A 21,886-nucleotide genomic window follows, 5' to 3' on the forward strand; every position below is an offset into this window, starting at 1 on the left:
GTTGACCGCGGCCCGCAGGAGCCGGGGCCGGCGTTTCGGGTGTGGCCACCTGGGGCCATCAGCCGGTTCGAGCACAGGGGTGCGGCACGTCGCCTCGCCACGCCGCGCCTCGTCCGGCCCAGCTCCTGCGCTGCAACGGGCCATGGAGTGCCGCCCGGCACCGGCCCGCGACGCAGCGCCAGGCTCCGGCTACCGTGCCACCGTCCGGCACCAGCCCGACGTCACCCGCCCGGCAACCCGATCACAGGGGGCACCGCATGTCCGACACCGCCACCGCAGGCACCGCCCGCGCCCAGCTCGCCGACGCCCGGCTCTACCTCTGCACGGGCGCCCGTAAGCAGCAGGGCGACCTCGCGGAGTTCCTGGACGCCGTCCTGGCCGCCGGTGTCGACATCGTGCAGTTGCGCGACAAGGGCATGGAGGCGGCCGAGGAACTGGAGCACCTGAAGGTCTTCGCCGACGCCTGCGCCCGACACGGCAAGCTCCTCGCGGTCAACGACCGTGCCGACGTGGCCCACGCCGCCGGCGCCGACGTCCTGCACCTCGGCCAGGGCGACCTCCCGGTCCCCGCCGCCCGCGCGATTCTCGGCGACGACGTCCTCGTCGGCCGCTCCACGCACTCCGAGTCGGAGGCCGCCGCGGCCGCCGTCCAGGCGGGCGTGGACTACTTCTGCACCGGCCCCTGCTGGCCCACCCCCACCAAGCCCGGCCGCCACGCCCCCGGCCTCGACCTGGTCCGTCACACCGCAGCCCTCGGCACCGACCGCCCCTGGTTCGCCATCGGCGGTATCGACCTCGGCAACCTCGACGAGGTGCTGGAGGCCGGCGCCCGCCGTGTCGTCGTCGTACGGGCGATCACGGAGGCGGACGACCCCGCCGCGGCAGCGGAGGAGTTCGCGAAGCGGCTGCGGCAGGTGTAGGTGGCCGTGGCGGTCCGGCCTGCGGAGCGGCCGGTCTCAGTTTTGGCCCCGCCGCGTCTCAGTCAGTGGTCAGTCGGTGGTCAGTCAATGGTCAGCCGGCCGCGATCCAGGGTCTCGGGGCTCTGCCCCGCCCGCTGCGGAGGCCCCTTTATGGCTCATATTGTCCAAGGCGTGGACAACAATCCGACAAATCGGTCAAATGTCCGGCGCCCTGTTGGGGGACCGGGGACCCCTGGCTAACCTGCGAGTATGGCCCTCGGCACCGCATCCATCAGGTCGGACCACGCTCGTACCGTGCGCGAGATGCTCGCGACCGGCAAGACGACGTATTCGTTCGAGTTCTACGCCCCCAAGACTCCGAAGGGCGAGCGGAACCTGTGGAACGCGCTGCGCCGGGTCGAGGCGGTCGGGCCCGACTTCGTCTCCGTGACCTACGGCGCGGGCGGTTCCACCCGCGCGGGCACGGTCAAGGCGACCGAGGCGATCGCCTCGGACACCACGCTCACGCCGATCGCCCACCTCACCGCCGTCGACCACTCGGTGGCCGACCTGCGCAACATCATCGGGCAGTACGCGGACGCGGGCATCCGCAACATGCTGGCGCTGCGCGGCGACCCGCCCGGCGACCCGCTGGGTGAGTGGGTGCGCCACCCCCAGGGCCTCACCTACGCCGCCGAGCTCGTCGAACTGATCAAGACGTCCGGCGATTTCTGCGTCGGCGTCGCGGCCTTCCCCGCGATGCACCCGCGCTCCGCCGACTGGGAGACCGACGTCCGTCACTTCGTCGACAAATGCCGTGCGGGCGCGGACTACGCGATCACGCAGATGTTCTTCGAACCGGAGGACTACCTGCGCCTGCGCGACCGTGTGTCGGCCGCCGGCTGCGACACCCCGATCATCCCGGAGATCATGCCGATCGCCAGCATGAGGACGCTGGAGCGGATCCCGTCCCTCACCAACGCCGCCTTCCCGGACGCCCTGAAAGAGCGGATCCTCACAGCAAAGGACGATCCGGCCGCTGTACGCTCGATCGCAATCGAGTTCGCCACGGAGTTCTGCGCACGGTTGCTGGCCGAGGGAGTGCCCGGATTGCACTTCATTACGCTCAACAACTCCACGGCGACCCTGGAAATCCACGAAAACCTGGGCCTGCACCACCCACCGCAGGCCTAGACCGGCCGTACCGGCGTACGTCACACTGCGTAGGCGGCCACTGGGAGAGGGGCGTACATGGGCTGGACGGTCCTCTACATCGCGTTCGGCGTCGTCGCGCTGTGGCTGCTGGGCGAGGTGCTGCTGCAGTACAAGGCACGGCTGCGCTGGCGACTGCTCGCCTTCGTCGGCTTCCTCGGTGTCGTGGTCGGGGTGCTGATCCCGTCCGTCATCGTCATCGGTCTGGGCGCGGCCGCCTTCGCGGTCGGTCAGACCTACGTCACGCTGTCCTTCCGCCGCGGCTTCTCGGCCGGCTGGGCGGTCTCCGCTCCTGCCCTCGGCCCCCTCGGCGCCGTCAAGCGTCGCCGCGGTGAGCCGGACCGCCAGGAGCCGACCCTGGAGGTCTCCGACCTCGAGGCGGGCGAGGGCGGTTTCGCGGGCCACGACGGCACGTACGGTCATGACGACGCCAAGTACGACCAGGGCGGCGCCGGTTACGGCCAGGACGACTACGACCGCGACGCCTACGACCGCGACGACGTCTTCACCCCCTCGCGCCCGGATCGGCTCGCGGCCGCTGAGACGACCGCCGTCTACGAGCCGCAGCCCCTGCCCGACGACACCGGCTCGTACGGCATATACAGCGCCCCCGCCTATGCCGCCGCCGACCAGAACTACGCGGCCGCGGGCCAGCCCCAGGACCAGTACGCGACGGCCGACCAGAGCTATGCGTACGACGGCTACTCCGGCTACGACCAGCAGCAGTACGGCTACGACGCCACCGGCCAGCAGCAGTACGCCGCCTACTCCGACCCGTACATCGGCACCCAGACCTACGAGGGCGGCTCCTACGACGCGTACGGCCAGCAACAGTACGGCCAGCAGGGCTACAGCCAGGACCAGTACGCCACCGGCACCTACGGCGAGACCCCGTCCGGTGGCGTCTGGGTCCCGCAGCAGCGCACCGACGAGGCATACGGCGGCGAACTCCCGCCGGAGCAGCAGTACCCGTACCAGGGCGACGGCCAGCAGCAGGGGCAGGGCCAGGGGAACGGGTACGACGAGCAGTACCGCTTCTGACAGCCCGCCCAGCACCTATCGCGAGACGCCCTGCGCGGGCGTCGCAGGCTTCACTGTGAGCCCCGGAACTCCGGCCCCTCCACGATCAGCCCGGCCACCAGCGTGCCCGACATACCGGCGTGGGGGAGACCGCCGCCGGGGTGGGACCAGCCGCCGACCCTGAACAGACCAGGTATCGCGGTGCTGTTGGACGGGTGCAGCAGATGTCCGTCGCCCGCGGCCAGCGTCGGCGCCGGAACCGCTCCGCCCTCCGCGCCGGTTGCCTCCGCTACGTCGGCCGGGGTGCGCACCTCGTGCCAGAGGAGGCGGTCGCGCAGGCCCGGCACGGCACGCTCAGCGACGGCGATCAGATTCTCGGCGTGACGGTCGAAGACCTCCCGCTCCGCCCAGCCCCAATCGGGCTGCGCGGGCACCACCGAGCTGAGCGTGATCGCCTCATGGCCGAGGTCCGGAACCAGTTCGGGATCGTCGGGCCGCAGCACCGTGACCGTGGGCTGCGCGGCCATGCCCGGAGCGGCGCCGGACAGGGCGCCCAGTTCGGACTCGCGGTCCTGCGTGTGCACCACCGTGCGGTGCGCCGTGCCTTCCGGTCGGCTGCCCCGCAGCGCCAGCAGCACGGTCATACGGCTCGCTGTCCCGCGCTGGGGCGCGACCTCGTCCGCGCCTCGAACCGCGGTCTCTCGGACGAGGCGGTCCAGCACCCCGGGAGTGACCCCGGCGACCACGAAATCGGCCTCCGTCACCGACCCGTCGGCCAGCTCCAACCCCGCCGCCCGGCCGTCCTTCTCCAGAACGCCGACCACCTCGGCACCGAAGCTGAACTCGACCTTCCGGGCCACGCACCGCTCGTACACAGCCCGCGCCAACTCCCGTATGCCGCCCCGCACATACCAGGTCCCGAAGGCATGCTCCAGGTACGGCAGCACCGCCGCGCTCGCCGGGGTTTCGCGCGGATCCAGGCCGTACGCGAGCGCGTGGCTCTCCAGCAGGGCGATGAGCCGGGGATCACGCAGCTCCCACGCGCCGACCTCGGCGAGCGTGCCGGCCCGGCGGGTACGCAGAAGTCGCTTGTGGGGGACCGCCGGGTAGGGTTCGCGCTCGGCCAGCACCTGCCAGTTCGGCCACAGCGGCTCCTCCAGCAGCGGCCTGCGCGTCCGGTCCCAGGCCTCGCGGGCCCGGACCAGGAAGTCGCCCCAGCGGTCGCCGGTCCCGGTGCCCAGCGCCTCGTCCAGGGCGGCCACCACGCCCGCGCGGGAGGCGTTCGGCAGAAGGACCTCGGTGCCGTCCACGAAGACGTGCCGCGCGGACGGGTCGACCTGGACCAGCTCGACGCACGCCTCCAGCGGCTCCTTGCCGGTCTTGAGGAACAGGTCGCGGTACACGGCGGGAAGCGGGAGCAGCCCGGGGCCCGTGTCGAAGCCGAAGCCGTCGCGCTCGAAGCGGCGCACCGCTCCGCCGTACGTCTCCGTACGCTCGTACACCGCCACCCGGTGGCCCGTGACGGCCAGCCGGGCAGCGGCCGCCATCGCGCCCATCCCGGCGCCGATCACCGCAATCCGTGCCATGCGTGGGACTTTATCGGCCGCCACTGACAACGGCTCGCGGACCTGGGCTCTGTCGGGGTGCGGAGCTCAGCCGGGCGGCTGTCCCACCGCTTGGGCGAGCCGTTTCTCCGCCCGGCGCTCGGCCCTGCGGCGCCGGAAGCGACGGATCCGCGAGACCAGGAAAAGGAGCAGCAGCAGCCCGGCGAGCAGCAGGCAGCCCGCGATGACCGCCGCGGCGACGGGGTAGAAGATCGCGAGGGTGATCAGGGCACCGACCCCGAGGTCCTCGGCGAGGCTCACCACGATGTTGCTGAACGGCTCGGGCGAGGTGTTGACGGCCATCCGCGTCCCGGCCTTGACCAGGTGGCTCATCAGCGCCGTGGAACCGCCAAGCGCGCCCGCCGCCAGTTCGGGCAGCGACCCGCTCTGACCGGCGAGCAGGGCCGCGACGACCGCACCCGCGACCGGCCGGATCACGGTGTGCACCGAGTCCCAGGCCGAGTCCACGTACGGGATCTTGTCGGCGACGGCCTCGCAGAGGAACAGCACACCGGCGGCTATCAGGACCTCGGGCCGCTGCAGCGCCTCGGGCACCTCGTCGCTCAGGCCGGTGGCGCCGAAGACGCCGAGCAACAGCACGACGGCGTAGGCGTTGACGCCGCTGGCCCAGCCGCTGGTGAACACCAAAGGGAGTATCGACACGGAGGCGATCGTAACCAGTCGGCGACTCAGGGTCCTGGGGATGAGTGCGCAGCTCTGAGTACCCGTACCTAGTCGGTGAGATGAGTACGCGCGCGGATGGGTTCCGACCTGCGTGAACGAGAGAGTGGAGCCACGGAGAAGGGGATCGGCTCCGGCACCGGCGACACGGGGCGCCGGAACGGAGCGGCCCCGGATCCGCTCCTTCCGCCGACCCGGCGTCGGCGGGAGCGAGACCGGGGGACCCGGGGGAACGACCGAACGGGGGTCCGGCGGGGGACGGGGGAGCACGGGGGAAAGGGAAAACGGGGGAAAGGGAAAACGGGGGAGCACGAGGAGGCGCCGGTTCGAGAGTGGCCCGCGGGGGACGCGGCCACTTTCGGACCGGCGCTTTCGTATGCGCCCGACGCTGCGGTGTGCGCGACGCCGCCGTTTCAGTGGCGCCCGCTCACCCGGCCCTGCAACAGCCGGGACAGCGCCGCGTGCACGTCGTCCAGAGAGCGTTCCGGCTGGAAGGACTTCCAGTCCAGCGCGGCCACCAGGACCATGCCGACCAGTGCGGAGGCGGTCAGCGCGACGTCGATCTCCTCGCTGAACTCGCCGTTCTTCACGCCCTCGCGCAGCACACCCTCGACGACCGCCACGGCCTGCTGCCGCACCACCATCAGCGTGGACTGCCAGGCCCGGTTCGTACGCCACAGCTCGGCGACGTAGAGCTGGGTGAAGGACGGGTAGCGGTCGATGAAGCCGAGTCCCGCGCGGATCATCGCGTCCAGGGCGTCCACCTTGCTGCCGCCCTCGCGCTCGGTCTTCTCGGCCGCCTCCCGGAGGGAGGCGGTGAGGAGTTCGACTCCGTGGCGCAGCAGCTCCTCGAAGAGGACCGACTTGCTCGCGAAGTTGTAGTAGACCGTGCCCTTCGCCACCCCGGCCCGCTCGGCGATCTCGTCAACGGTGGTGGCGGAGAAGCCCTGTTCGGCGATGAGTGTGACGGCTGCCTCGTAGAGCTTCTGCCGGGTGGCCTCACGGCGCGTGCTGCCGCCCGACGCGGCGTTGCTGCGTTCCATGGTCCCGATTGTGCCGCGCGCGCTCACAGGGTCAGCTCCGGGTGCAGCCGGTCGAGCGTCCACACCTGCCGGCGACGGGCCGACAGCGCGGTCAGCGCGAGGGCGGCCGCGGTGAAGGCGACGAGCACCACGCACGCGTGCCACACCGGTTCCAGACCGCCGCCCGTGATGAGCCTCCTGAGCGCCTCCACGACGTAACTCATCGGCAGGAACGGGTGGAGCGCGTTGAAGAAGTCCGGGCTGGTCTGCACGGGGTACGTGCCTCCCGCGGACGTCAACTGCAGCATCAGCAGGGCCAGGACGAGGATCCGCCCCGCCGCCCCGAAGCGTGCGTTCAGCCACTGCACGATCGTCGCGAAGCACGCCGTCACCAGGAACAGGAAGCCCACCGTCCCGGCCGCCCGCACCATCTGCAGCCCGACCGCCCAGTGCAGCACCGACATCAGGGCCACCGTCTGCAGCACCCCGATCGCCACCACGGGCAGCCAGCCGGCCAGCGCGATGCGCCACGCGGAGGCGCCCGCGGCGAGCGCGCGCCGGTTCATGGGCGCGATCAGCATGTACGCCACCATCGCGCCCACCCACAGCGACAGCGGGATGAAGTACGGGGCGAATCCGGTGCCGTAGTTGGGTGCCTTGTGCATGTCGCGGGAGGCGAGCTGGACCGGGTCGGCCATGACCTCGGTGCGCTGGTCGCGGGCCTTCTTGTCGTAGTCGGGGATCTTCTCCGCGCCGTCGTGCAGGCCGTCCGAGAGCTTCCCGGAGCCGTCGACGAGCTTGTAGATGCCGCCGTTGAGGTCGTACGCGCCGGACTTCAGCTGACCCACGCCGGTGTCCAGGTCCGCCGCGCCGGTCCTGGCCGTGCCGAGCCCGGAGTGCAGCTTCTTGGCGCCCGCGGCGACCTTCGCGGCTCCCTGGTTCAGCTTGTTGATCCTGGTGACCGCGTCGTCGAGGTCCTCGGAGAGGCGGGGCGCACGGTCGGCGAGCGCCCGGGACTGCTTCTGGAGGGTGGCGAGGTTCTTGTCGAGCTTCTTCAGATCCCCGTCGTGGTCGGCGATCAGCGCGTTGAGATCGTCGGCGATCGTCGCCACGTCAGCGGCCGAGTTCTTGGCCTTCTTCAGGTCGGAGCAGGACGGGTCGGGCAGTACGGCGTCCTCGCAGCGCGCCTTGTAGATGCCGGCCAGCACGTCGGAAGCCGCATGGGCGCCCTTGGCGGCGCCCGGAGCCCGCTCCACCAGGTCGTCGAGGTTGTTGCGGATCGCCCCCGAGGTGTCGGCGACCAGCCGGGCGGTGTCCCCGATGGTCTTCTCGTTGTCCTGGAGGAAGGGGCCGATCTTCTTGTCGACTCCGTTGACCCTGTCGGCGAGGGTCTGCGTCCCGTCGGCCACCTGCTGGGAGCCGCTCTCCAGGTCGCCCGCGCCCTCATTGAGCTTCCTCAGGCCCGTGGACAGCTTGCCGCTGCCCTTCTTGGCGTCCTTCAGCCCGTCGGCGAGGTCCTTGGAGCCCTTCTCCGCCTTGCCGATGCCGCCTTCGAGCTTGTCGGCGCCGTTCGCCGCCTTGACCGTCGCGCCGTGGATGTCGGAGAACGAGACGAAGATCCGGTCCAGGAACGACCGCGACGCCTTCGTGGAAGCGGCCTCGCGCACCTCGCTGAAGACGGTCCGCGAGATCTGCCCGACGATGTAGTTGTTCGCGTCGTTCGTACGCACCTGAAGGGCGCCCGTCTCCGGTGAGTCGCCCGCGCTGGAGGCGATCCGCGCACTGAAGTCGCTCGGCATGGTCAGCGACAGGTAGTAGGTGCCGTTCTCGACACCCTTCTCGGCCTCGGCGGCACTCACCTCCTGCCAGTCGAAGACGTCGCTCTCGCGCAGCCCCTTGGTGATGTCGTCGCCGGCCGTGAGCTTCTTCCCGTCGGCGGTCGCCCCCTTGTCGTCGTTCACGAGCGCCACGGGGATGCGGTCGAGACGGCCGTACGGGTCCCAGAACGACCACAGGTACAGGGCGCCGTAGAGCAGGGGCAGCACCAGCAGCGCGACCAGGGCGGCACGCGGCAGCTTTCCCCGGCCGAAGCGCCTCAGCTCAAGCGCGGCCAGCCTCGGCGAGCGCATCGGCGGCCTCCTTTCCGTCGGTTTCCGGTCCGTCGGTTTCCGGGGACTCCTGGGAGGCGGAGGCCGCGTCGGCCTCCTGGGCCGTGGACACCTTGACCGTGTCGTCGGGAGCCTCGCTGCACACCGCCACGACCGTGGTCCCGGCCTCGGTGATGGACTTCAACAGCGCCCAGACCTCGGTCCGTTCGGCGTCCGAGAGCTTCAGATCGGTGTCGTCGACACCGAGCACGCGCGGGTGCCCGATCAGGGCCAGCGCGACGGACAGCCGCAGCGCCTCCAGACGCTCCAGATCGCGTACGGCCGTACGGGAGCCCTTGGGCAGGGAGTCCCGGTCGAGGCCCGCTGCCGTGAGCGCGGCGTCGATCCGCGCCTGCGTGTCGGTCCTCCGCTCGGCACGCGGGCGCAACAGCCCGCGCCACGAGTCGCCGAACTGCCGTTGCAGCAGCGCCCGTTCGTGGAGGTGCTCGGCGACGGTCAGGGCCGGGTCCAGGTCGGTCACACCCGGAACATGGGCCAGTGCGCTGACACGCCGTACCGCCGCCATGCGCTTGGGCAGCCCGGCCGCGCCCACGGTGGCGGTTCCCTCGGTGGACTTCATCCGTCCCGTGAGCGCCAGCAACAGGCATGTACGTCCGGTGCCGGACGGCCCTTCGATCGTGATCAGTGAGCCGGGCTCCGCCTCGAAGGAGACCCCGCGGAACGCCCATCCGCGGGGCCCTTCGAGACCGAGGCCCAGGGCCGTGATGCCGACTCCGGCCACGGTTCCCCCCATCCCTGCCCCCTTCAATTTGAACTGACTGGTCAGTGCAAAAGTTAGTGCGAACTTGCGCTCGAAGCAAAAGCCCAGGTCAGAACGGATTGTCAGTGCCATACCCCACGATGGGCACATACGGCATCCCGTATCAGGGCGTGCCGTCACACAGACGACAGGAGGTTCGTCATGGCCACCTCTCACGCAGCAGCCGCCCGCCGGCGCCGCGCCACCGGCCCTGCCCCCTCACTGACCGGCCCGGCGAGCGACGTGCACCCCGTGCTCCGCCGGGCCACGGCCCCGCCCGCCGCCCTCGACCTGCTCGCCCAGGCCCGTGCCGGACTGGACGAGGCCGCCGTTCTGGAAACGCCGAACGAGCGCTATGCCACGGCCCACCTCGCCGCCCTGCGCACCGCCGCCGCCGTCCTCGCCGCGCGCGGGCGCCCCGAGCCCACGTCCAGGCGCCGGACCCGCATCAGGAGCGCCTGGGAAGTGCTCCCCGAAATCGCGCCCGAACTCGCCGAGTGGAGCGCGCTGTTCGCCTCGGGTGCCCGGCGCCGCGCCCGGGCCGAGGCGGGCATCCAGGGCGCGGCCAGCCGCCGGGACGCCGACGACCTCATACGTGACGTGGCGATGTTCCTGCGCCTCGTCGAGCGGATGCTGGTACTCCAGCCGGTCCTGCCACAGCCGCGACCGGACACCGACGCGGACGGGACCGACGGCTCGCACCGCGCGCGCGAGGACATGCCGGACGCGGGCTGACGGCGAAGCGGCCCTATCGGGGCGCGAAGCCGTACCGCGATGGCCGGGTGGGCTGCCGCAGGCAATAGGGTGGAGGGCGCCTGAGGCCTTCCCGCTCCCGTGACCCGGGCCGGGGAGGCAGCCCGATCGCTCCGCCGTGCAAGTGGCGGTGCCGCGCCGAGGAGTCAACTGCCGTGTCGGACCCGATGCGCCCCCGCGCTGCCCTCCGTACAGCCGTGGTGTGGGAAGTCCTGCGGGATGCCCTGGACCGCCGTGTGAAGGCCACGGGTCGCCAGGCGCTGGACGTCCTCGACACCGGGGGCGGCAGCGGCAACTTCGCGGTGCCCCTCGCCCGGCTCGGCCACCGCGTCACCGTCGTCGACCCCAGCCCGAACGCGCTCTTCGCCCTGGAGCGGCGTGCCGCCGAGGCCGACGTGGCCGACCGGGTGCGGGGCGTCCAGGGTGACGCCCACGGCCTCTTCGACGTGGTCGAGCGCGGCGGGTACGACGTCGTGCTGTGCCATGGCGTCCTGGAGTACGTGGACGACCCCGCCGAGGGCGTCCGCAACGCGGTGGCCGCCCTGCGTGCCGAGGGCGTCCTCAGCCTGCTCGCCGCCGGACTGGGCGGCGCGGTGCTGGCAAGAGCGCTCGCCGGTCACTTCAAGGAGGCCAAGCAGGCCCTGGAGGACCCGGACGGTCGCTGGGGTCAGGGCGACCCGGTGCCGCGCCGCTTCACCGCCGAGCAGCTCACCGGACTGGTCGAGGGCGCGGGGCTGCGGGTCGGTGCCGTGCACGGGGTGCGGGTCTTCGCCGACCTGGTCCCCGGTGCGCTGGTGGACACCGAGCCCGGGGCGCTGGAGGCGCTGCTGAAGCTGGAGGAGGCGGCGGCCGAGCTGTCCGCCTTCCACTCGGTGGCCACGCAGCTCCATGTGCTCGGCGAGACGCCGGAGACAGCCGAGGCCTGAGCCGTCCTCCGTGAGCCGACCACAGGGGTGCGCCGTTGATCAGGGACTTGGCTGCACATGGAGTACGCCACAGGCCCCCCGATCGGGCGCCCAGCGCCGTATGATCGAGGGAGACCGTTCCGGCATGACGGGTCGGCCGCTGGGGAATGCAGATCTCAGCGAGTCGGGACGTCCATGGTGGAGCCCGGTTGGCCAATTGGCGTAGAGGGGCGGGTTTCACGGGGGCGATTCCCTGCCTATCCTGAAGGGACCCCCCGGGTCGCCCCGGCGACTGCACGATGAGGAGGACTCCGTGCCGCTCTCGGAGCACGAGCAGCGAATGCTCGAGCAAATGGAGCGAGCGCTGTACGCCGAAGATCCCAAGTTCGCGACAGCGCTTGAGGGAAGCGGGCTGCGCACGTACACCCGGCGACGGGTCTACCAGGCGGTCGCGGGCTTCCTCGTAGGTATCGCGCTCCTCATGGCAGGAATGGTCGCCAAGCAGGTCTGGCTCAGCGTGGTGGGATTCCTCGTCATGCTGGGCTGTGCGGTACTCGCCGTGACCGGCTGGCGCAAGGCCCCCAAGCCGGGCGAACAGCCCGCCGCCGGTGGCCCGCATGCCCGCCGTCAGCCCCGTCAGAAGCGTTCCATGATGGACCGCATCGAGCAACGCTGGCAGCGCCGCCGCGACGAACAGGGCGGCCAATAGCTCGACCAGCAGCTCCTGGACACGCAGGGGGTGACCACCGACCGGTGGTCACCCCCTGATGTATACCCCCGTACGGCTGCGGGCGTGAGGAGATGGGGGCGGAGCAGGCGAGCGACGTCCTGAACTGCCCGGGTGACGCCCGTCCCGAGCGAACAGACTCGGCCAATTGCTCAGCTCGGACAGGGTCCCGTCCCAGCGGCTCCCGGGGTGGAGCACCAGGCCGACGTCCCTTGCGTCCGGCCCGGCAGCGCTCGACGATGTATCGCCTCCTGCCTGAGCCGGTCACCTCGGCCGAGCCGACCTCAGCCGGCCGCCCCACCCAAGCCGACCTCCACGTCCTCGGCCCGCACGGGTCTCGGGCCGGAGTCCTGCCCGCTACAGCTTGTGCCCCTGGCTCTGCCGGGCACGAGTGAGGCCGGGCGCGAGTGGCGTCCCGAAGCACGCACCCCCGTCCCGGCCTCACACCCCAACACTCACCTTCAGCGACCGATCACCCCCGCTGCCCAGGCGTCGACGGCCTGCGCAGCGTCGGTCGGGCGGCGGCAGCGCGTCGCTTGATGTCGGTCCACCAGTCCGACACGGCCCAGACCACCCGCACGCTGGAGCGCGGGGCCAGGAGGGCGCGCATGTTTGTCGTCCACGCGGCCTTGGACTCGAGGTCGGCCAGGACGCGGCGGACATCCTCTGCGAGGCCGGCCGTCGGGCGGGGGACGGGGGCGTAGAGGACCTGTTCCACCGCGTCGGCCACCCGGTGAACCGAGGCCGCGGCCGCTGGGTCGAGGTGGCCCAGGCGGACGATGCGGGCGGCGGACTTACGGGGAGTCTGGGAGTCGTCCGGCGGGATGCCGAAGTCCCAGGCGGCGTCGGTGAGTTCCTGCCAGACCGCCATGGTGTGGAGCGATACGTCCGCCTCCGTACGGCCGTGCGCTCCCAGCCGTACCGCCCGGGTCCGCAACCGCCACAGCATCGGCGCCAACGGGATCAGCAGCGCCGCAAGCCCGCCGAGCACCCACGCCAGAACGACGTACCACTTCGGCCCGTCGTCATCCGTCGCCAGCGCGGCCTGAGGGGACTCGCTCGCGCACAGCTCCGGGCTCCGCCCCGCGCAGCTCGCGCTCGTCGAGGGCGAGGCGGACGGCCCCGTGCTCGTCGACTGCGAGGGCCGCGCCACGTCCGGGAGCGTGGAGCCGGGCGTGTCCGACTGGGTGTACGACGGAACCGAACCACGGGTCGGGGTCGGCTCGAAGCGGGTCCAGCCCACGCCCTCGAAGTACAGCTCGGGCCAGGCGTGTGCGTCCCTCAGCCCGACCGAGACCGACTTGTCGCCCTGCGGGGTACCGGGCGCGAAGCCCACCGCGACCCGGGCCGGTATGTCGAGCGAGCGGGCCATCGCCGCCATCGCGAAGGAGAAGTGGACGCAGAAGCCCTGCTTGTCCCGCAGGAACCGGGCGATCGCCTGTCGGCCGCTGCCGACCTTGACGTTGGTGTCGTACTGGAAGCCGCCCGTCACGGCGAAGTACTCCTGCAGCTTGACCGCCTGCTCGTAGTGGCTGGTCGCGCCCTCGGTGACCTCACGCGCAGTCTGGGCGACCACCGCGGGCAGCGAGTCGGGCAGCTCGGTGAACTCGCGCTTGAGGGCGGCCGGCGGCTCCGGCGCCTCGGCGAGCTGCTTCGCCGTCGGCTGCACATCGAGGCTGCGCACGGTGTACGTCGTCCCGCGCGTGGTCTGGCGGCGATCACCGACGACCGTCATCCCCAGCGGTTCGTACCGCCACCTGCCCGCGATGCTCACGCCGCTCGGCGGATAGGGCATCGGCAGCCAGTTCTGGGCGTACCAGTCCGCGGCCGAGATGGTCGTCTCGACCTCCGCGCGCCGGACGTCGGCGCCGAGGCCGATGGGCGTGGGGAACTGGTCCGGTACGGCCTGGATGTCACGCTTGGCCGGCTGCCAGGTGGTGCCGTCGAAGTCGTCCAGGGACACGATCCGCAGATACAGGTCCGAGATGTCGGCCGTGTTGGTCTTCAGGGACAGGACCTCGCGGTCCTCGTCCACGTTCAGACTGTCGCGCAGCGACACCAGCGGGTTGACCGCGGAGATCGTGCCCCCGCTTCCGCTGCCGGAGCCCACGCCCGTGCCCGCGGCGTCCAGCAGGCCGCCGTTCATCGCGGGCAGGGCCAGCGGTACGACCAGGGCGATGCCCAGGGCGACCATGCCGATGCGCCGCCCGGTGCGGACCGGCGCCACCACGCCGCTGGGCTCTCCGCCCGGCATCCGTGGCGCCCCGCCGAAGACCCGGCCCCACTGCGAGAGCCGGTCGCGGCCCTCGGCCAGGAGCAGCATCAGATAACCCGCGGCGGCGACCAGGAACCACAGCCAGTCCGCGCCGCCGTCGGACAGCCCCGCGGCCACGGAGTACAGCGCCAGCAGGGGCAGCCCGGCCGGGGCCGCGCTGCGGAACGTCACCGCGAGGGTGTCCACTGCCAGGCCGATGATCAGGACGCCGCCGATGAGCATCAGCCGGATGCCGTCGGACAGCGGCGCCGGGATCGAGTACCGGCTGACGTCGTCCGCGCCGGCCTGCAACAGGTCGGCGAAGTGGCGGAAGGCCTCCGGGCCGGGGATCACTCCGATGAACGCCTGCTGGTTGGCGAAGGTCAGGGTCAGCAGCATCAGTGCGACGAGGGCCTGCGCGGCCACCGTCAGGGGCCGCGCCAGCGGCACCCGCCGGGTCGCCATGCCCACGCCGGTCTGGATCGCCAGCAGGAAGATCGCCTGAATCAGCCAGGTGACCGGGGCGACCAGCGGCAGCAGGGCGCAGGACGCCAGCAGCGTGGCCGCCGCGGCGCACAGTGCCATCCGTGTCCGCCCGCTCATGCCCGTCCCCCCTCGCCCCGCGCGCCAGTGGCCGCGGCGGCGTCCGTACGCGCCCGGTCCGCCCGGCGCCACAGCTCGTTCAGCGAAGCGCCACGCGGCACGCTCACGGCCGTCCAGCCCGCCTCCCGCAGCAACCGCAGCCGCTCCTCGCTCCTGTCCAACGCGCCGGGCACATCGGTCGGTTCCCGTACCCAGGCCCCGCTGTCCAGCACGAAGGCCACCGCGCCCCCGCTGCGCTGCCGCATCTTGGCGGCCACCGTCGCCTGCTCCTCGTCGAGGTCGCCGAAGAAGGCGACCAGCAGCCCTTCGTTGCCGCCGCGCAGCACGTCGTACGCCCGCGACAGACCTGTACCGTCGGAGTGGTCGATCACCGCGAGGGTGTCCATCATCAGCCCGGCCGCGTCCGCCGACTCCTGGCTCGCGCCCGCGAACCCGTCGGCGCCCTCGCCGGGGACCGAGCTGCCGGTGTCGGTCAGCAGGCGTACCGAGAAGCCCCGTTCGAGCATGTGGACCAGCACGGACGCCGTGCCCGACACGGCCCACTCGAAGGCCGAGTCCGGGCCCGCGCCCTGGAAGGCCAGGCCCCGGGTGTCCAGCAGCACCGTGCAGCGGGAGCGCTGCGGCTGCTCCTCGCGGCGCACCATCAGCTCGCCGTAGCGCGCGGTGGACCGCCAGTGCACGCGGCGCAGGTCGTCGCCGTAGCGGTACCCGCGCGGGATCACGTCGTCCTCGCCGGCCAGCGCGAGCGAGCGCTGCCGCCCGTCGCCGTACCCCTTCGCCTCCCCGCTGAAGCGCACCGGCGGCAGCGGCTCCACGCGCGGGATCACGGTCAGGGTGTCGTACGTCGAGAAGGACCGGGTCAGCTCGCACATGCCGAACGGGTCGCTCAGGCGCAGCTGCAGCGGGCCCAGCGGGTAGCGGCCGCGCAGGTCGGAGCGCACCCGGTAGGAGACCTCGCGGCGGCCGCCCGCCTCCACCCGGTCCAGGACGAAGCGGGGCCGCGGGCCGAGCACGTACGGCACCTGGTCCTGGAGCATCAGCAGGCCGGTGGGCAGCCGGGAGACGTTGTCCATCCGTAGATGGACGCGGGCCTCGCTGCCCGCGGGCACCCGCGCGGGGGAGAGCCGGCGGCTGCCCGCGACCCGGTAGCGGGTGCGGTACAGCACGGTGGCGCAGACCAGCGGCAGCACGGCGAGCAGCAGCCCGACACGCAGCAGGTCGCTCTGGCCGAGGACATAGGCGCAGACGGCGGCCGCGACGCCGGCGGCCAGGAAGGAGCGGCCGCGCGTGGTCAGACCGGCCAGTGCCGTGCGCAGCCCGCTCTGCTCACCGCGGTCCGGCTCGGCCTGGCCCGTACTGCCGGAGGTCATCACAGCCTCCGCGGCGGCTGCTGGCCGTACGCCTGAGTGCCGCGGCCGAGGCCCCCGAAGCCGCTCTGCTGCTGGGGCGCGGCGGGCACCGGGGTGCGCTGCAGGATCTCCTGGACGACCTGCTCGGACGTGCGGCGGTTCAGCTGGGCCTGTGCGGTGGGCAGCAGGCGGTGGGCCAGGACGGCCACGGCGAGGGCCTGCACGTCGTCCGGCAGCGCGTACTCCCGGCCGCTCAGGGCCGCCGACGCCTTCGCCGCGCGCAGCAGATGCAGCGTCGCGCGCGGGGAGGCGCCGAGTCTGAGGTCCGGGTGGGTGCGCGTGGTGGCGACCAGGTCCACCACGTACCGCCGGACCGGTTCGGCGACGTGGACGCCGCGCACAGCCTCGACCAGCTTCACGATGTCGTGGGCATGCGCCACCGGCTGGAGGTCCTCCAGTGGGGAGACCCCGCCGTGCACGTCCAGCATCTGCAGCTCGGCCTCCACGCTGGGGTAGCCGACGGAGACGCGGGCCATGAAGCGGTCGCGCTGGGCCTCGGGCAGCGGGTAGGTGCCCTCCATCTCGACCGGGTTCTGCGTGGCCACCACCATGAAGGGGCTCGGCAGCTCGTAGGTCTGGCCGTCGATCGTGACCTGGCGCTCCTCCATGGACTCCAGGAGTGCGGACTGCGTCTTCGGCGACGCGCGGTTGATCTCGTCACCGATCACGATCTGGGCGAAGATCGCCCCCGGCTTGAACTCGAAGTCCTTGCGCTGCTGGTCCCAGATGGACACACCCGTGATGTCCGACGGCAGCAGGTCGGGCGTGAACTGGATACGCCGCACCGAACAGTCGATGGACCGCGCCAGCGCCTTCGCCAGCATGGTCTTGCCCACGCCGGGAACATCCTCGATCAGAAGATGCCCCTCGGCGAGCAGTACGGTCAGCGAAAGCCGTACGACCTCGGGCTTGCCCTCGATCACTCCTTCCACCGAACTGCGGACACGCTCCACAGTGGCGGTCAGATCAGTGAGGCTCGCTCGATCGTCATAGGTCGTCACCCGGCCCTCCTCGGCCCGCTCTTTCCGGGCCGACGCTCTACAACGCGGACCGGCCCTCCCCTGGAACACGGACACCACGCAGGAAACGTTCCGCGTGTTGTCACACCCGCATTCTTGCTGCCGTTACCGATTCGTGTCACTCGCCTGTGGACAACTGCCTGCGATATGTCGGGTCTTACGGCCTTTTGGGCACGCCGGAGCCGGAATTGACAGCGAAACGACAGGTGTGACGGATGGTTACGCGGGGTCGATCTCGCGCAGCAGACCCGTCTTCACGTCGAAGACGAAGCCCCGCACGTCGTCGGTGTGCACCAGGAACGGCGAGGTGCGCACGCGCTGCATCGACTGCCGTACGTCCTGGTCGACGTCCCGGAAGGCCTCCACCGCCCAGGCGGGCCGCTGGCCGACCTCGTCCTCCAGCTCGTGCCGGAAGTCCTCGGTGAGGTTCTCCAGGCCGCAGCCCGTGTGGTGGATCAGGACGATGCTGCGGGTGCCGAGCGCCCGCTGGCTGATGGTCAGTGAGCGGATCACGTCGTCGGTGACGACCCCGCCCGCGTTGCGGATGGTGTGACAGTCGCCGAGTTCCAGACCGAGTGCGGCATGCAGATCGAGTCGGGCGTCCATGCAGGCCACGATGGCGACGTGTAGCACGGGACGGGCGTCCATCCCGGGGTCGGTGAACGCGGCCGCGTACGCCTCGTTGGCGTCCACGAGGCGGTCGGTGACCGTGCCGCGGGGGGCTATGGAGCCCTCGGGACCTGCGGGAACCGATGCAGAAGTCGTCATACCCATGACGGTACTGGTCACGACGTTTCCGGTCCTGTCGTGAGAAGGGAAAAAGAGCGTTATCACGTACTCACTGTGAGGTAACCCACAAGGGTGAGGTGGGCGTATCCGTGTGGGTGATTTCTCCCGGCTTGTCGTCTCGAGATCGCGCGTTCGCGCGACGCGCAGGCCGGTTGATTGACCGCGCGACACGGTGGACTAAAGTGACGCGAAGCGGGAGGGGTGGCTCTCCCTGCTGGACTGATTTTCCCGGAGACCCCGGCGATTTTCCGGAGATCTCCCCACGTGCGCGGCGCGTACGTACGGCTCGGCCTCCTCCCGCTCCCGGCCGGCTGACGCTTCCGGCGCCGGCAGGCCTCCCCTTCACGAGCGGGCGGGGACCCGGCGGTGCGTACCGCCCGCCGGATCTGAGAGGGCCCCTTGAGCCAGAGTCGACATGTCCCGGTGATGCTCCAGCGGTGCCTGGACCTGTTGGCCCCCGCCCTGCAGCGGCCGGGAGCGGTGGTCGTCGACTGCACGCTCGGCCTCGGCGGCCACAGCGAAGCTCTCCTTCGGCAGTTCCCCGAGGCCCGGCTCGTCGCCCTCGACCGCGACAAGGAGGCTCTGCGCCTGTCCGGCGAGCGGCTCGCGGCGTACGGCGAGCGCGCGACCCTCGTGCACGCCGTCTACGACGAGCTCCCGGACGTCCTGGAAAGGCTCGGCATCGCGCGCGTGCAGGGCGTCCTGTTCGACCTCGGCGTCTCCTCCATGCAGCTCGACGAGGCCGACCGCGGCTTCGCCTACGCCCAGGACGCCCCCCTCGACATGCGCATGGACCAGACGACCGGCGTCAGCGCCGCCGAGGTCCTCAACACCTACCCGGCCGGTGAGCTGGTGCGGATCCTGCGCGCGTACGGCGAGGAGAAGCAGGCCAAGCGGATCGTGGGCGCCATCGTGCGCGAGCGCGAGAAGGAGCCGTTCAGCAACAGCGCGCGGCTCGTGGAGCTGATCCGGGACGCGCTGCCGCAGGCCGCCAAGCGCACCGGCGGCAATCCGGCCAAGCGCACCTTCCAGGCGCTGCGCATCGAGGTCAACGGCGAGCTCTCCGTCCTGGAGCGGGCGATCCCGGCCGCCGTGAAGGCCCTCGACGTCGGCGGACGGATCGCCGTGCTGTCGTACCACTCGCTGGAGGACCGGCTGGTCAAGCAGGTGTTCGCGGCCGGCGCCGCCAACACCGCCCCGCCCGGGTTGCCCGTCGTCCCCGAGCAGTACCAGCCCCGGCTCAAGCTGCTGACCCGCGGTGCCGAACTTCCCACCGAGGAAGAGGTCGCCGAGAACCGGCGCGCGGCACCGGCCCGCCTGCGGGGGGCCGAGCGCATCAGGGAGTCCATCGAATGAGGGGCGTGAAGCAGGGGTGGGCGTTCCGGGGCCAGGAATCGAACCCGTCAGTTGGAGAACCGGACCCGGGGGAGCGTGAGTGAGTAGGAAACCCGAACTGAGGGGGCGCGCCGCCCGGCTCGCGCGGCTCTTCCCCACCGGGGGCGGGCAGGCCGCCCGTGCCCCCTTCGTCCTCCTTGTCGTCGTCCTCCTCGGCGGCGGCCTCATCGGGCTCCTCGTGCTGAACTCCGCCCTCAGCGAAGGCGCGTTCAAACTCGACGACCTGAAGAGGGACACGAAGTCCCTCACCGACGAGGAGCAGTCCCTCCAGCGGGACATCGACGCCTACTCCGCGCCCGACGCCCTCCAGCGCCGCGCCCGGGAACTCGGCATGGTCCCCGGCGGCGACCCCGCCTTCCTCGGCCCCGACGGCACGGTCAAGGGCGTCCCCAGCCCCGCGCCCGCCGACCGGACCGCCGGATACGTCCCCCTCCTCCTCGCCCCCGAGGCCCTCGTCAGCGAGCCCACGGCGCCCCCGGCACCCAGCCCGGTACCCACCACGTCGGACCCCGAGGGCACCTCGGCCGCGCCTCAGTACGCACCCCCCGCTCAGCAGCCCATCCCGTCCGCCCAGTCCTCCACGTATCCGACCCCCGGCAGGTGACGGAAGTGTCAGACAGGGAACCGCCGCGTCGCCGCGTGCCCGGACCCGCCAAGCCCGCCCGCTCCGGCGGTGCCCAGCGGCGCCCGGCCCCCGCGGCCCGCTCGGCCGGCCGCCCGGCACGGTCGCGCCCCATGCCCCCCGCCAAGATCAGGCTCGGCAGCCCCCGCCCCCGGCTGCGGATGGTCAGCCTGGCCCTCACCCTCGTCCTGATCGCCTTCGTCGTACGGCTGCTCCAGGTGCAGGCCGTCGACGCGAGCACATACGCCGCCAAGGCCGAGAAGAACCGGTACGTCGGCTACACCCTGGCCGCCGTGCGCGGCGGCATCACCGACCGCAACGGCGTGGCGCTGGCGACCAGTGTGGACGCGTACGACATCACGGCCGACCCCACGCTCTTCAGCCGCGAACAGCTGAAGATCGACGACGGCCCCGAGCAGGCGGCCGCCCTCCTCGCACCGATCCTCGGCAAGCAGCCGGACACGATCGTCAAGAAGCTCCGGCCCGCGAACAAGAACCTGCGCTACGCCCTGCTGGCGAGCCGCCAGACCCCGCAGGTCTGGAAGCAGATCAAGGATCTGAAGTCCGCGCTGGCCACCAAGTCCCGGCGGGACAAGAGCACGGTCAACGTCCTCACCGGCGTCCTCTCGGTCGCCAGCAGCAAGCGCGTGTACCCGAACGGCGATCTCGCCGCCGGAATACTGGGCTGGGTCAACGCCGACGGCAAGGGCGGCGGCGGTGTCGAGCAGCAGCTGAACAAGCAACTCTCCGGCAAGGACGGCGAGATCCGCTACGCCCAGTCCGGCGGCCGCCAGGTCCCCACCGCGGGCTCCACCGAGACGCCCGCCGTGCCCGGCAGCGACGTCGAGCTCACCATCGACCGTGACATCCAGTGGGCCGCGCAGAACGCGATCGCCCAGCAGGTGGAGGAGTCCAGGGCGGACCGCGGCTATGTGATCGTCCAGGACACGCGCACCGGCGAGGTCCTCGCCATGGCCAACTCGCCCGGCTTCGACCCGAACGACCTCTCCGCGGCCGACGGCGAGAACATGGGCAACGCGGCCGTCCAGGACGCCTACGAGCCCGGCTCCACCGCGAAGGTCATGTCGATGGCAGCCGTGCTGGAGGAGGGCGTGGCCACGCCCGGCACATATGTCGTCGTACCCAACCGGCTGCACCGCGGCGACCGGCTCTTCAAGGACGACATCGACCACGCGACCTGGTACCTGACGCTCAACGGCGTCCTCGCCAAGTCCAGCAACATCGGCACCATCCTGGCCACCGGCCAGCTGGGCAGGACCCAGCAGCAGGTCAACAAGGTCCTCTACAGCTACCTGCGCAAGTTCGGCCTCGGCAGCTACACCGGGCTCGGCTTCCCCGGCGAGACCCGGGGCATCCTCGCCGCCCCGGACAAGTGGTCGACGTCGCAGCAGTACACCATTCCTTTCGGCCAGGGCCTGTCCCTCAACGCGATGCAGGCGGCCTCGATCTACTCGACGATCGCCAACGGCGGCGTACGCGTCGAACCCACGCTCGTCCGCGGCACCAAGGGCCCCGACGGGCAGTTCACCGACGCCCCGGCCCCCAAGAAGACCAGGGTCATCAGCGCCAAGACGGCGAAGACCCTCGCCCGGATGCTGGAGTCGGTCGTCGGCGACAGAGAGGGCACCGGCACCAAGGCGCGCATCCCCGGCTACCGGGTCGCGGGCAAGACGGGTACGGCGAACCGCGTGGATCCGGCCACCGGCAAGTACCGCGGCTACACGTCGTCGTTCGCCGGCTTCGCGCCCGCGGACAAGCCCCGCATCACGGTCTACTGCGCCATCCAGAACGCCACCGCGGGCAACTACTTCGGTGGCCAGATCTGCGGCCCCATCTACAAGAAGGTGATGGAGTTCGCCCTGAAGACCCTGCAGGTCCCGCCGACCGGAGCCAAGGCCGCGAAGCTCCCGGTCGCCTACAAACCCTGACCACCCTGATCAGCACCGAGCAGCCAGGAAACACCTCGTGACAACGATCACCCCGGACTCCGGGAACCAGGGCGCGCCCCGCCCCTCGCTTCGCTCCCAGGCGGGTGCGCCCGGTA

General features: G+C 71.5%; 18 protein-coding genes. 9 read left to right on the forward strand and 9 right to left on the reverse strand.

Features of this window, described 5'->3' with window-relative positions; all coding sequences use genetic code 11:
- The first annotated feature begins 257 nt into the window (after positions 1–257).
- From thiE to ADL12_RS16005, 3 genes are all read left to right on the forward strand, one after another.
- Positions 258–920, forward strand: coding sequence for a thiamine phosphate synthase (thiE, locus tag ADL12_RS15995; RefSeq protein ID WP_062702879.1), 663 nt, complete (start codon positions 258–260; stop codon positions 918–920).
- A gap of 249 nt (positions 921–1,169) precedes the next feature.
- Positions 1,170–2,093 (forward strand): methylenetetrahydrofolate reductase [NAD(P)H], encoded by a 924-nt coding sequence (gene metF, locus ADL12_RS16000; protein WP_062702881.1) that lies wholly within the window; start codon positions 1,170–1,172, stop codon positions 2,091–2,093.
- A gap of 57 nt (positions 2,094–2,150) precedes the next feature.
- On the forward strand, positions 2,151–3,152 hold the full coding sequence (locus ADL12_RS16005; protein ID WP_062702882.1) for an SCO2102 family sporulation regulator: 1,002 nt from the start codon (positions 2,151–2,153) through the stop codon (positions 3,150–3,152).
- A gap of 50 nt (positions 3,153–3,202) precedes the next feature.
- On the opposite strand, the gene ADL12_RS16010 is transcribed toward ADL12_RS16005, so the two are convergent.
- The 5 genes from ADL12_RS16010 to ADL12_RS16030 form a co-directional block, all read right to left on the reverse strand.
- The gene (locus tag ADL12_RS16010; RefSeq protein ID WP_062702883.1) at positions 3,203–4,717 is read right to left on the reverse strand and encodes a phytoene desaturase family protein; all 1,515 of its coding nucleotides are present in this window, start codon (positions 4,715–4,717) and stop codon (positions 3,203–3,205) included.
- A 66-nt stretch (positions 4,718–4,783) separates the two neighbouring features.
- Positions 4,784–5,398 (reverse strand): DUF4126 domain-containing protein, encoded by a 615-nt coding sequence (locus ADL12_RS16015; protein WP_062702885.1) that lies wholly within the window; start codon positions 5,396–5,398, stop codon positions 4,784–4,786.
- Between the two features lie 431 nt (positions 5,399–5,829).
- Entirely contained in the window at positions 5,830–6,459 is a 630-nt protein-coding gene (locus ADL12_RS16020; protein ID WP_062702887.1) for a TetR/AcrR family transcriptional regulator, read from the reverse strand.
- 23 nt (positions 6,460–6,482) lie between these two features.
- Positions 6,483–8,567 carry a YhgE/Pip domain-containing protein gene (locus ADL12_RS16025; protein WP_062702895.1) on the reverse strand — a complete coding sequence of 695 codons (2,085 nt, stop codon included), beginning with the start codon at positions 8,565–8,567 and terminating at the stop codon, positions 6,483–6,485.
- Positions 8,539–9,339 (reverse strand): ATP-binding cassette domain-containing protein, encoded by an 801-nt coding sequence (locus ADL12_RS16030; RefSeq protein WP_062702897.1) that lies wholly within the window; start codon positions 9,337–9,339, stop codon positions 8,539–8,541. The genes ADL12_RS16025 and ADL12_RS16030 overlap by 29 nt, the downstream gene beginning before the upstream one ends.
- Before the next feature lie 168 nt (positions 9,340–9,507).
- On the opposite strand from ADL12_RS16030, the gene ADL12_RS16035 reads away from it, so the two are divergent.
- The 3 genes from ADL12_RS16035 (at position 9,508) to ADL12_RS16045 (ending at position 11,712) form a co-directional block, all read left to right on the forward strand.
- Positions 9,508–10,080, forward strand: coding sequence for an SAV_6107 family HEPN domain-containing protein (locus ADL12_RS16035; protein WP_062702899.1), 573 nt, complete (start codon positions 9,508–9,510; stop codon positions 10,078–10,080).
- 173 nt (positions 10,081–10,253) lie between these two features.
- Complete coding sequence (locus tag ADL12_RS16040) at positions 10,254–11,024, forward strand: methyltransferase (RefSeq protein ID WP_062702900.1); 771 nt, start codon at positions 10,254–10,256, stop codon at positions 11,022–11,024.
- 292 nt (positions 11,025–11,316) lie between these two features.
- Positions 11,317–11,712 carry a DUF3040 domain-containing protein gene (locus tag ADL12_RS16045; protein ID WP_062702903.1) on the forward strand — a complete coding sequence of 132 codons (396 nt, stop codon included), beginning with the start codon at positions 11,317–11,319 and terminating at the stop codon, positions 11,710–11,712.
- A gap of 490 nt (positions 11,713–12,202) precedes the next feature.
- Here the strand turns inward: ADL12_RS16045 and ADL12_RS16050 are convergent, their stop codons facing one another.
- The 4 genes from ADL12_RS16050 to ADL12_RS16065 form a co-directional block, all read right to left on the reverse strand.
- Positions 12,203–14,587: a transglutaminase TgpA family protein gene (locus tag ADL12_RS16050; RefSeq protein ID WP_062702954.1), complete on the reverse strand. Its 2,385-nt coding sequence runs from the start codon at positions 14,585–14,587 to the stop codon at positions 12,203–12,205.
- Entirely contained in the window at positions 14,584–15,957 is a 1,374-nt protein-coding gene (locus ADL12_RS16055; protein ID WP_062702905.1) for a DUF58 domain-containing protein, read from the reverse strand. The genes ADL12_RS16050 and ADL12_RS16055 overlap by 4 nt, the downstream gene beginning before the upstream one ends.
- A complete protein-coding gene (locus tag ADL12_RS16060) occupies positions 15,957–16,997 on the reverse strand; it encodes an AAA family ATPase (protein ID WP_062702907.1) in 1,041 nt (346 codons plus the stop codon). The genes ADL12_RS16055 and ADL12_RS16060 overlap by 1 nt, the downstream gene beginning before the upstream one ends.
- 237 nt (positions 16,998–17,234) lie before the next feature.
- A complete protein-coding gene (locus ADL12_RS16065) occupies positions 17,235–17,783 on the reverse strand; it encodes a beta-class carbonic anhydrase (RefSeq protein ID WP_062702956.1) in 549 nt (182 codons plus the stop codon).
- A 420-nt stretch (positions 17,784–18,203) separates the two neighbouring features.
- Here ADL12_RS16065 and rsmH point away from each other — a divergent pair, with 420 nt between their 5' ends.
- From rsmH to ADL12_RS16080, 3 genes are all read left to right on the forward strand, one after another.
- The gene (rsmH, locus tag ADL12_RS16070; protein ID WP_079052070.1) at positions 18,204–19,160 is read left to right on the forward strand and encodes a 16S rRNA (cytosine(1402)-N(4))-methyltransferase RsmH; all 957 of its coding nucleotides are present in this window, start codon (positions 18,204–18,206) and stop codon (positions 19,158–19,160) included.
- Positions 19,161–19,239: 79 nt separating this feature from the next.
- Complete coding sequence (gene ftsL, locus ADL12_RS16075) at positions 19,240–19,803, forward strand: cell division protein FtsL (RefSeq protein ID WP_062702911.1); 564 nt, start codon at positions 19,240–19,242, stop codon at positions 19,801–19,803.
- Between the two features lie 5 nt (positions 19,804–19,808).
- The gene (locus ADL12_RS16080; protein ID WP_425265101.1) at positions 19,809–21,770 is read left to right on the forward strand and encodes a peptidoglycan D,D-transpeptidase FtsI family protein; all 1,962 of its coding nucleotides are present in this window, start codon (positions 19,809–19,811) and stop codon (positions 21,768–21,770) included.
- Positions 21,771–21,886 lie beyond the last annotated feature (116 nt).

Origin of the sequence: Streptomyces regalis (genome assembly GCF_001509475.1) — a bacterium.
GTDB lineage: Bacteria > Actinomycetota > Actinomycetes > Streptomycetales > Streptomycetaceae > Streptomyces > Streptomyces regalis.

What these genes read in the sequence shown, in the direction of transcription:
- ADL12_RS16035 (WP_062702899.1), top strand. Translation starts at nt 9,508, where the DNA reads ATGGCCACCTCTCACGCAGCAGCCGCCCGCCGGCGCCGCGCCACCGGC.
- ADL12_RS16065 (WP_062702956.1), bottom strand. Translation starts at nt 17,783, where the DNA reads ATGACGACTTCTGCATCGGTTCCCGCAGGTCCCGAGGGCTCCATAGCC.
- thiE (WP_062702879.1), top strand. Translation starts at nt 258, where the DNA reads ATGTCCGACACCGCCACCGCAGGCACCGCCCGCGCCCAGCTCGCCGAC.
- ADL12_RS16020 (WP_062702887.1), bottom strand. Translation starts at nt 6,459, where the DNA reads ATGGAACGCAGCAACGCCGCGTCGGGCGGCAGCACGCGCCGTGAGGCC.
- ADL12_RS16005 (WP_062702882.1), top strand. Translation starts at nt 2,151, where the DNA reads ATGGGCTGGACGGTCCTCTACATCGCGTTCGGCGTCGTCGCGCTGTGG.
- metF (WP_062702881.1), top strand. Translation starts at nt 1,170, where the DNA reads ATGGCCCTCGGCACCGCATCCATCAGGTCGGACCACGCTCGTACCGTG.
- ADL12_RS16010 (WP_062702883.1), bottom strand. Translation starts at nt 4,717, where the DNA reads ATGGCACGGATTGCGGTGATCGGCGCCGGGATGGGCGCGATGGCGGCC.
- ADL12_RS16025 (WP_062702895.1), bottom strand. Translation starts at nt 8,567, where the DNA reads ATGCGCTCGCCGAGGCTGGCCGCGCTTGAGCTGAGGCGCTTCGGCCGG.
- ADL12_RS16050 (WP_062702954.1), bottom strand. Translation starts at nt 14,587, where the DNA reads ATGAGCGGGCGGACACGGATGGCACTGTGCGCCGCGGCGGCCACGCTG.
- ADL12_RS16030 (WP_062702897.1), bottom strand. Translation starts at nt 9,339, where the DNA reads ATGGGGGGAACCGTGGCCGGAGTCGGCATCACGGCCCTGGGCCTCGGT.
- ADL12_RS16055 (WP_062702905.1), bottom strand. Translation starts at nt 15,957, where the DNA reads ATGACCTCCGGCAGTACGGGCCAGGCCGAGCCGGACCGCGGTGAGCAG.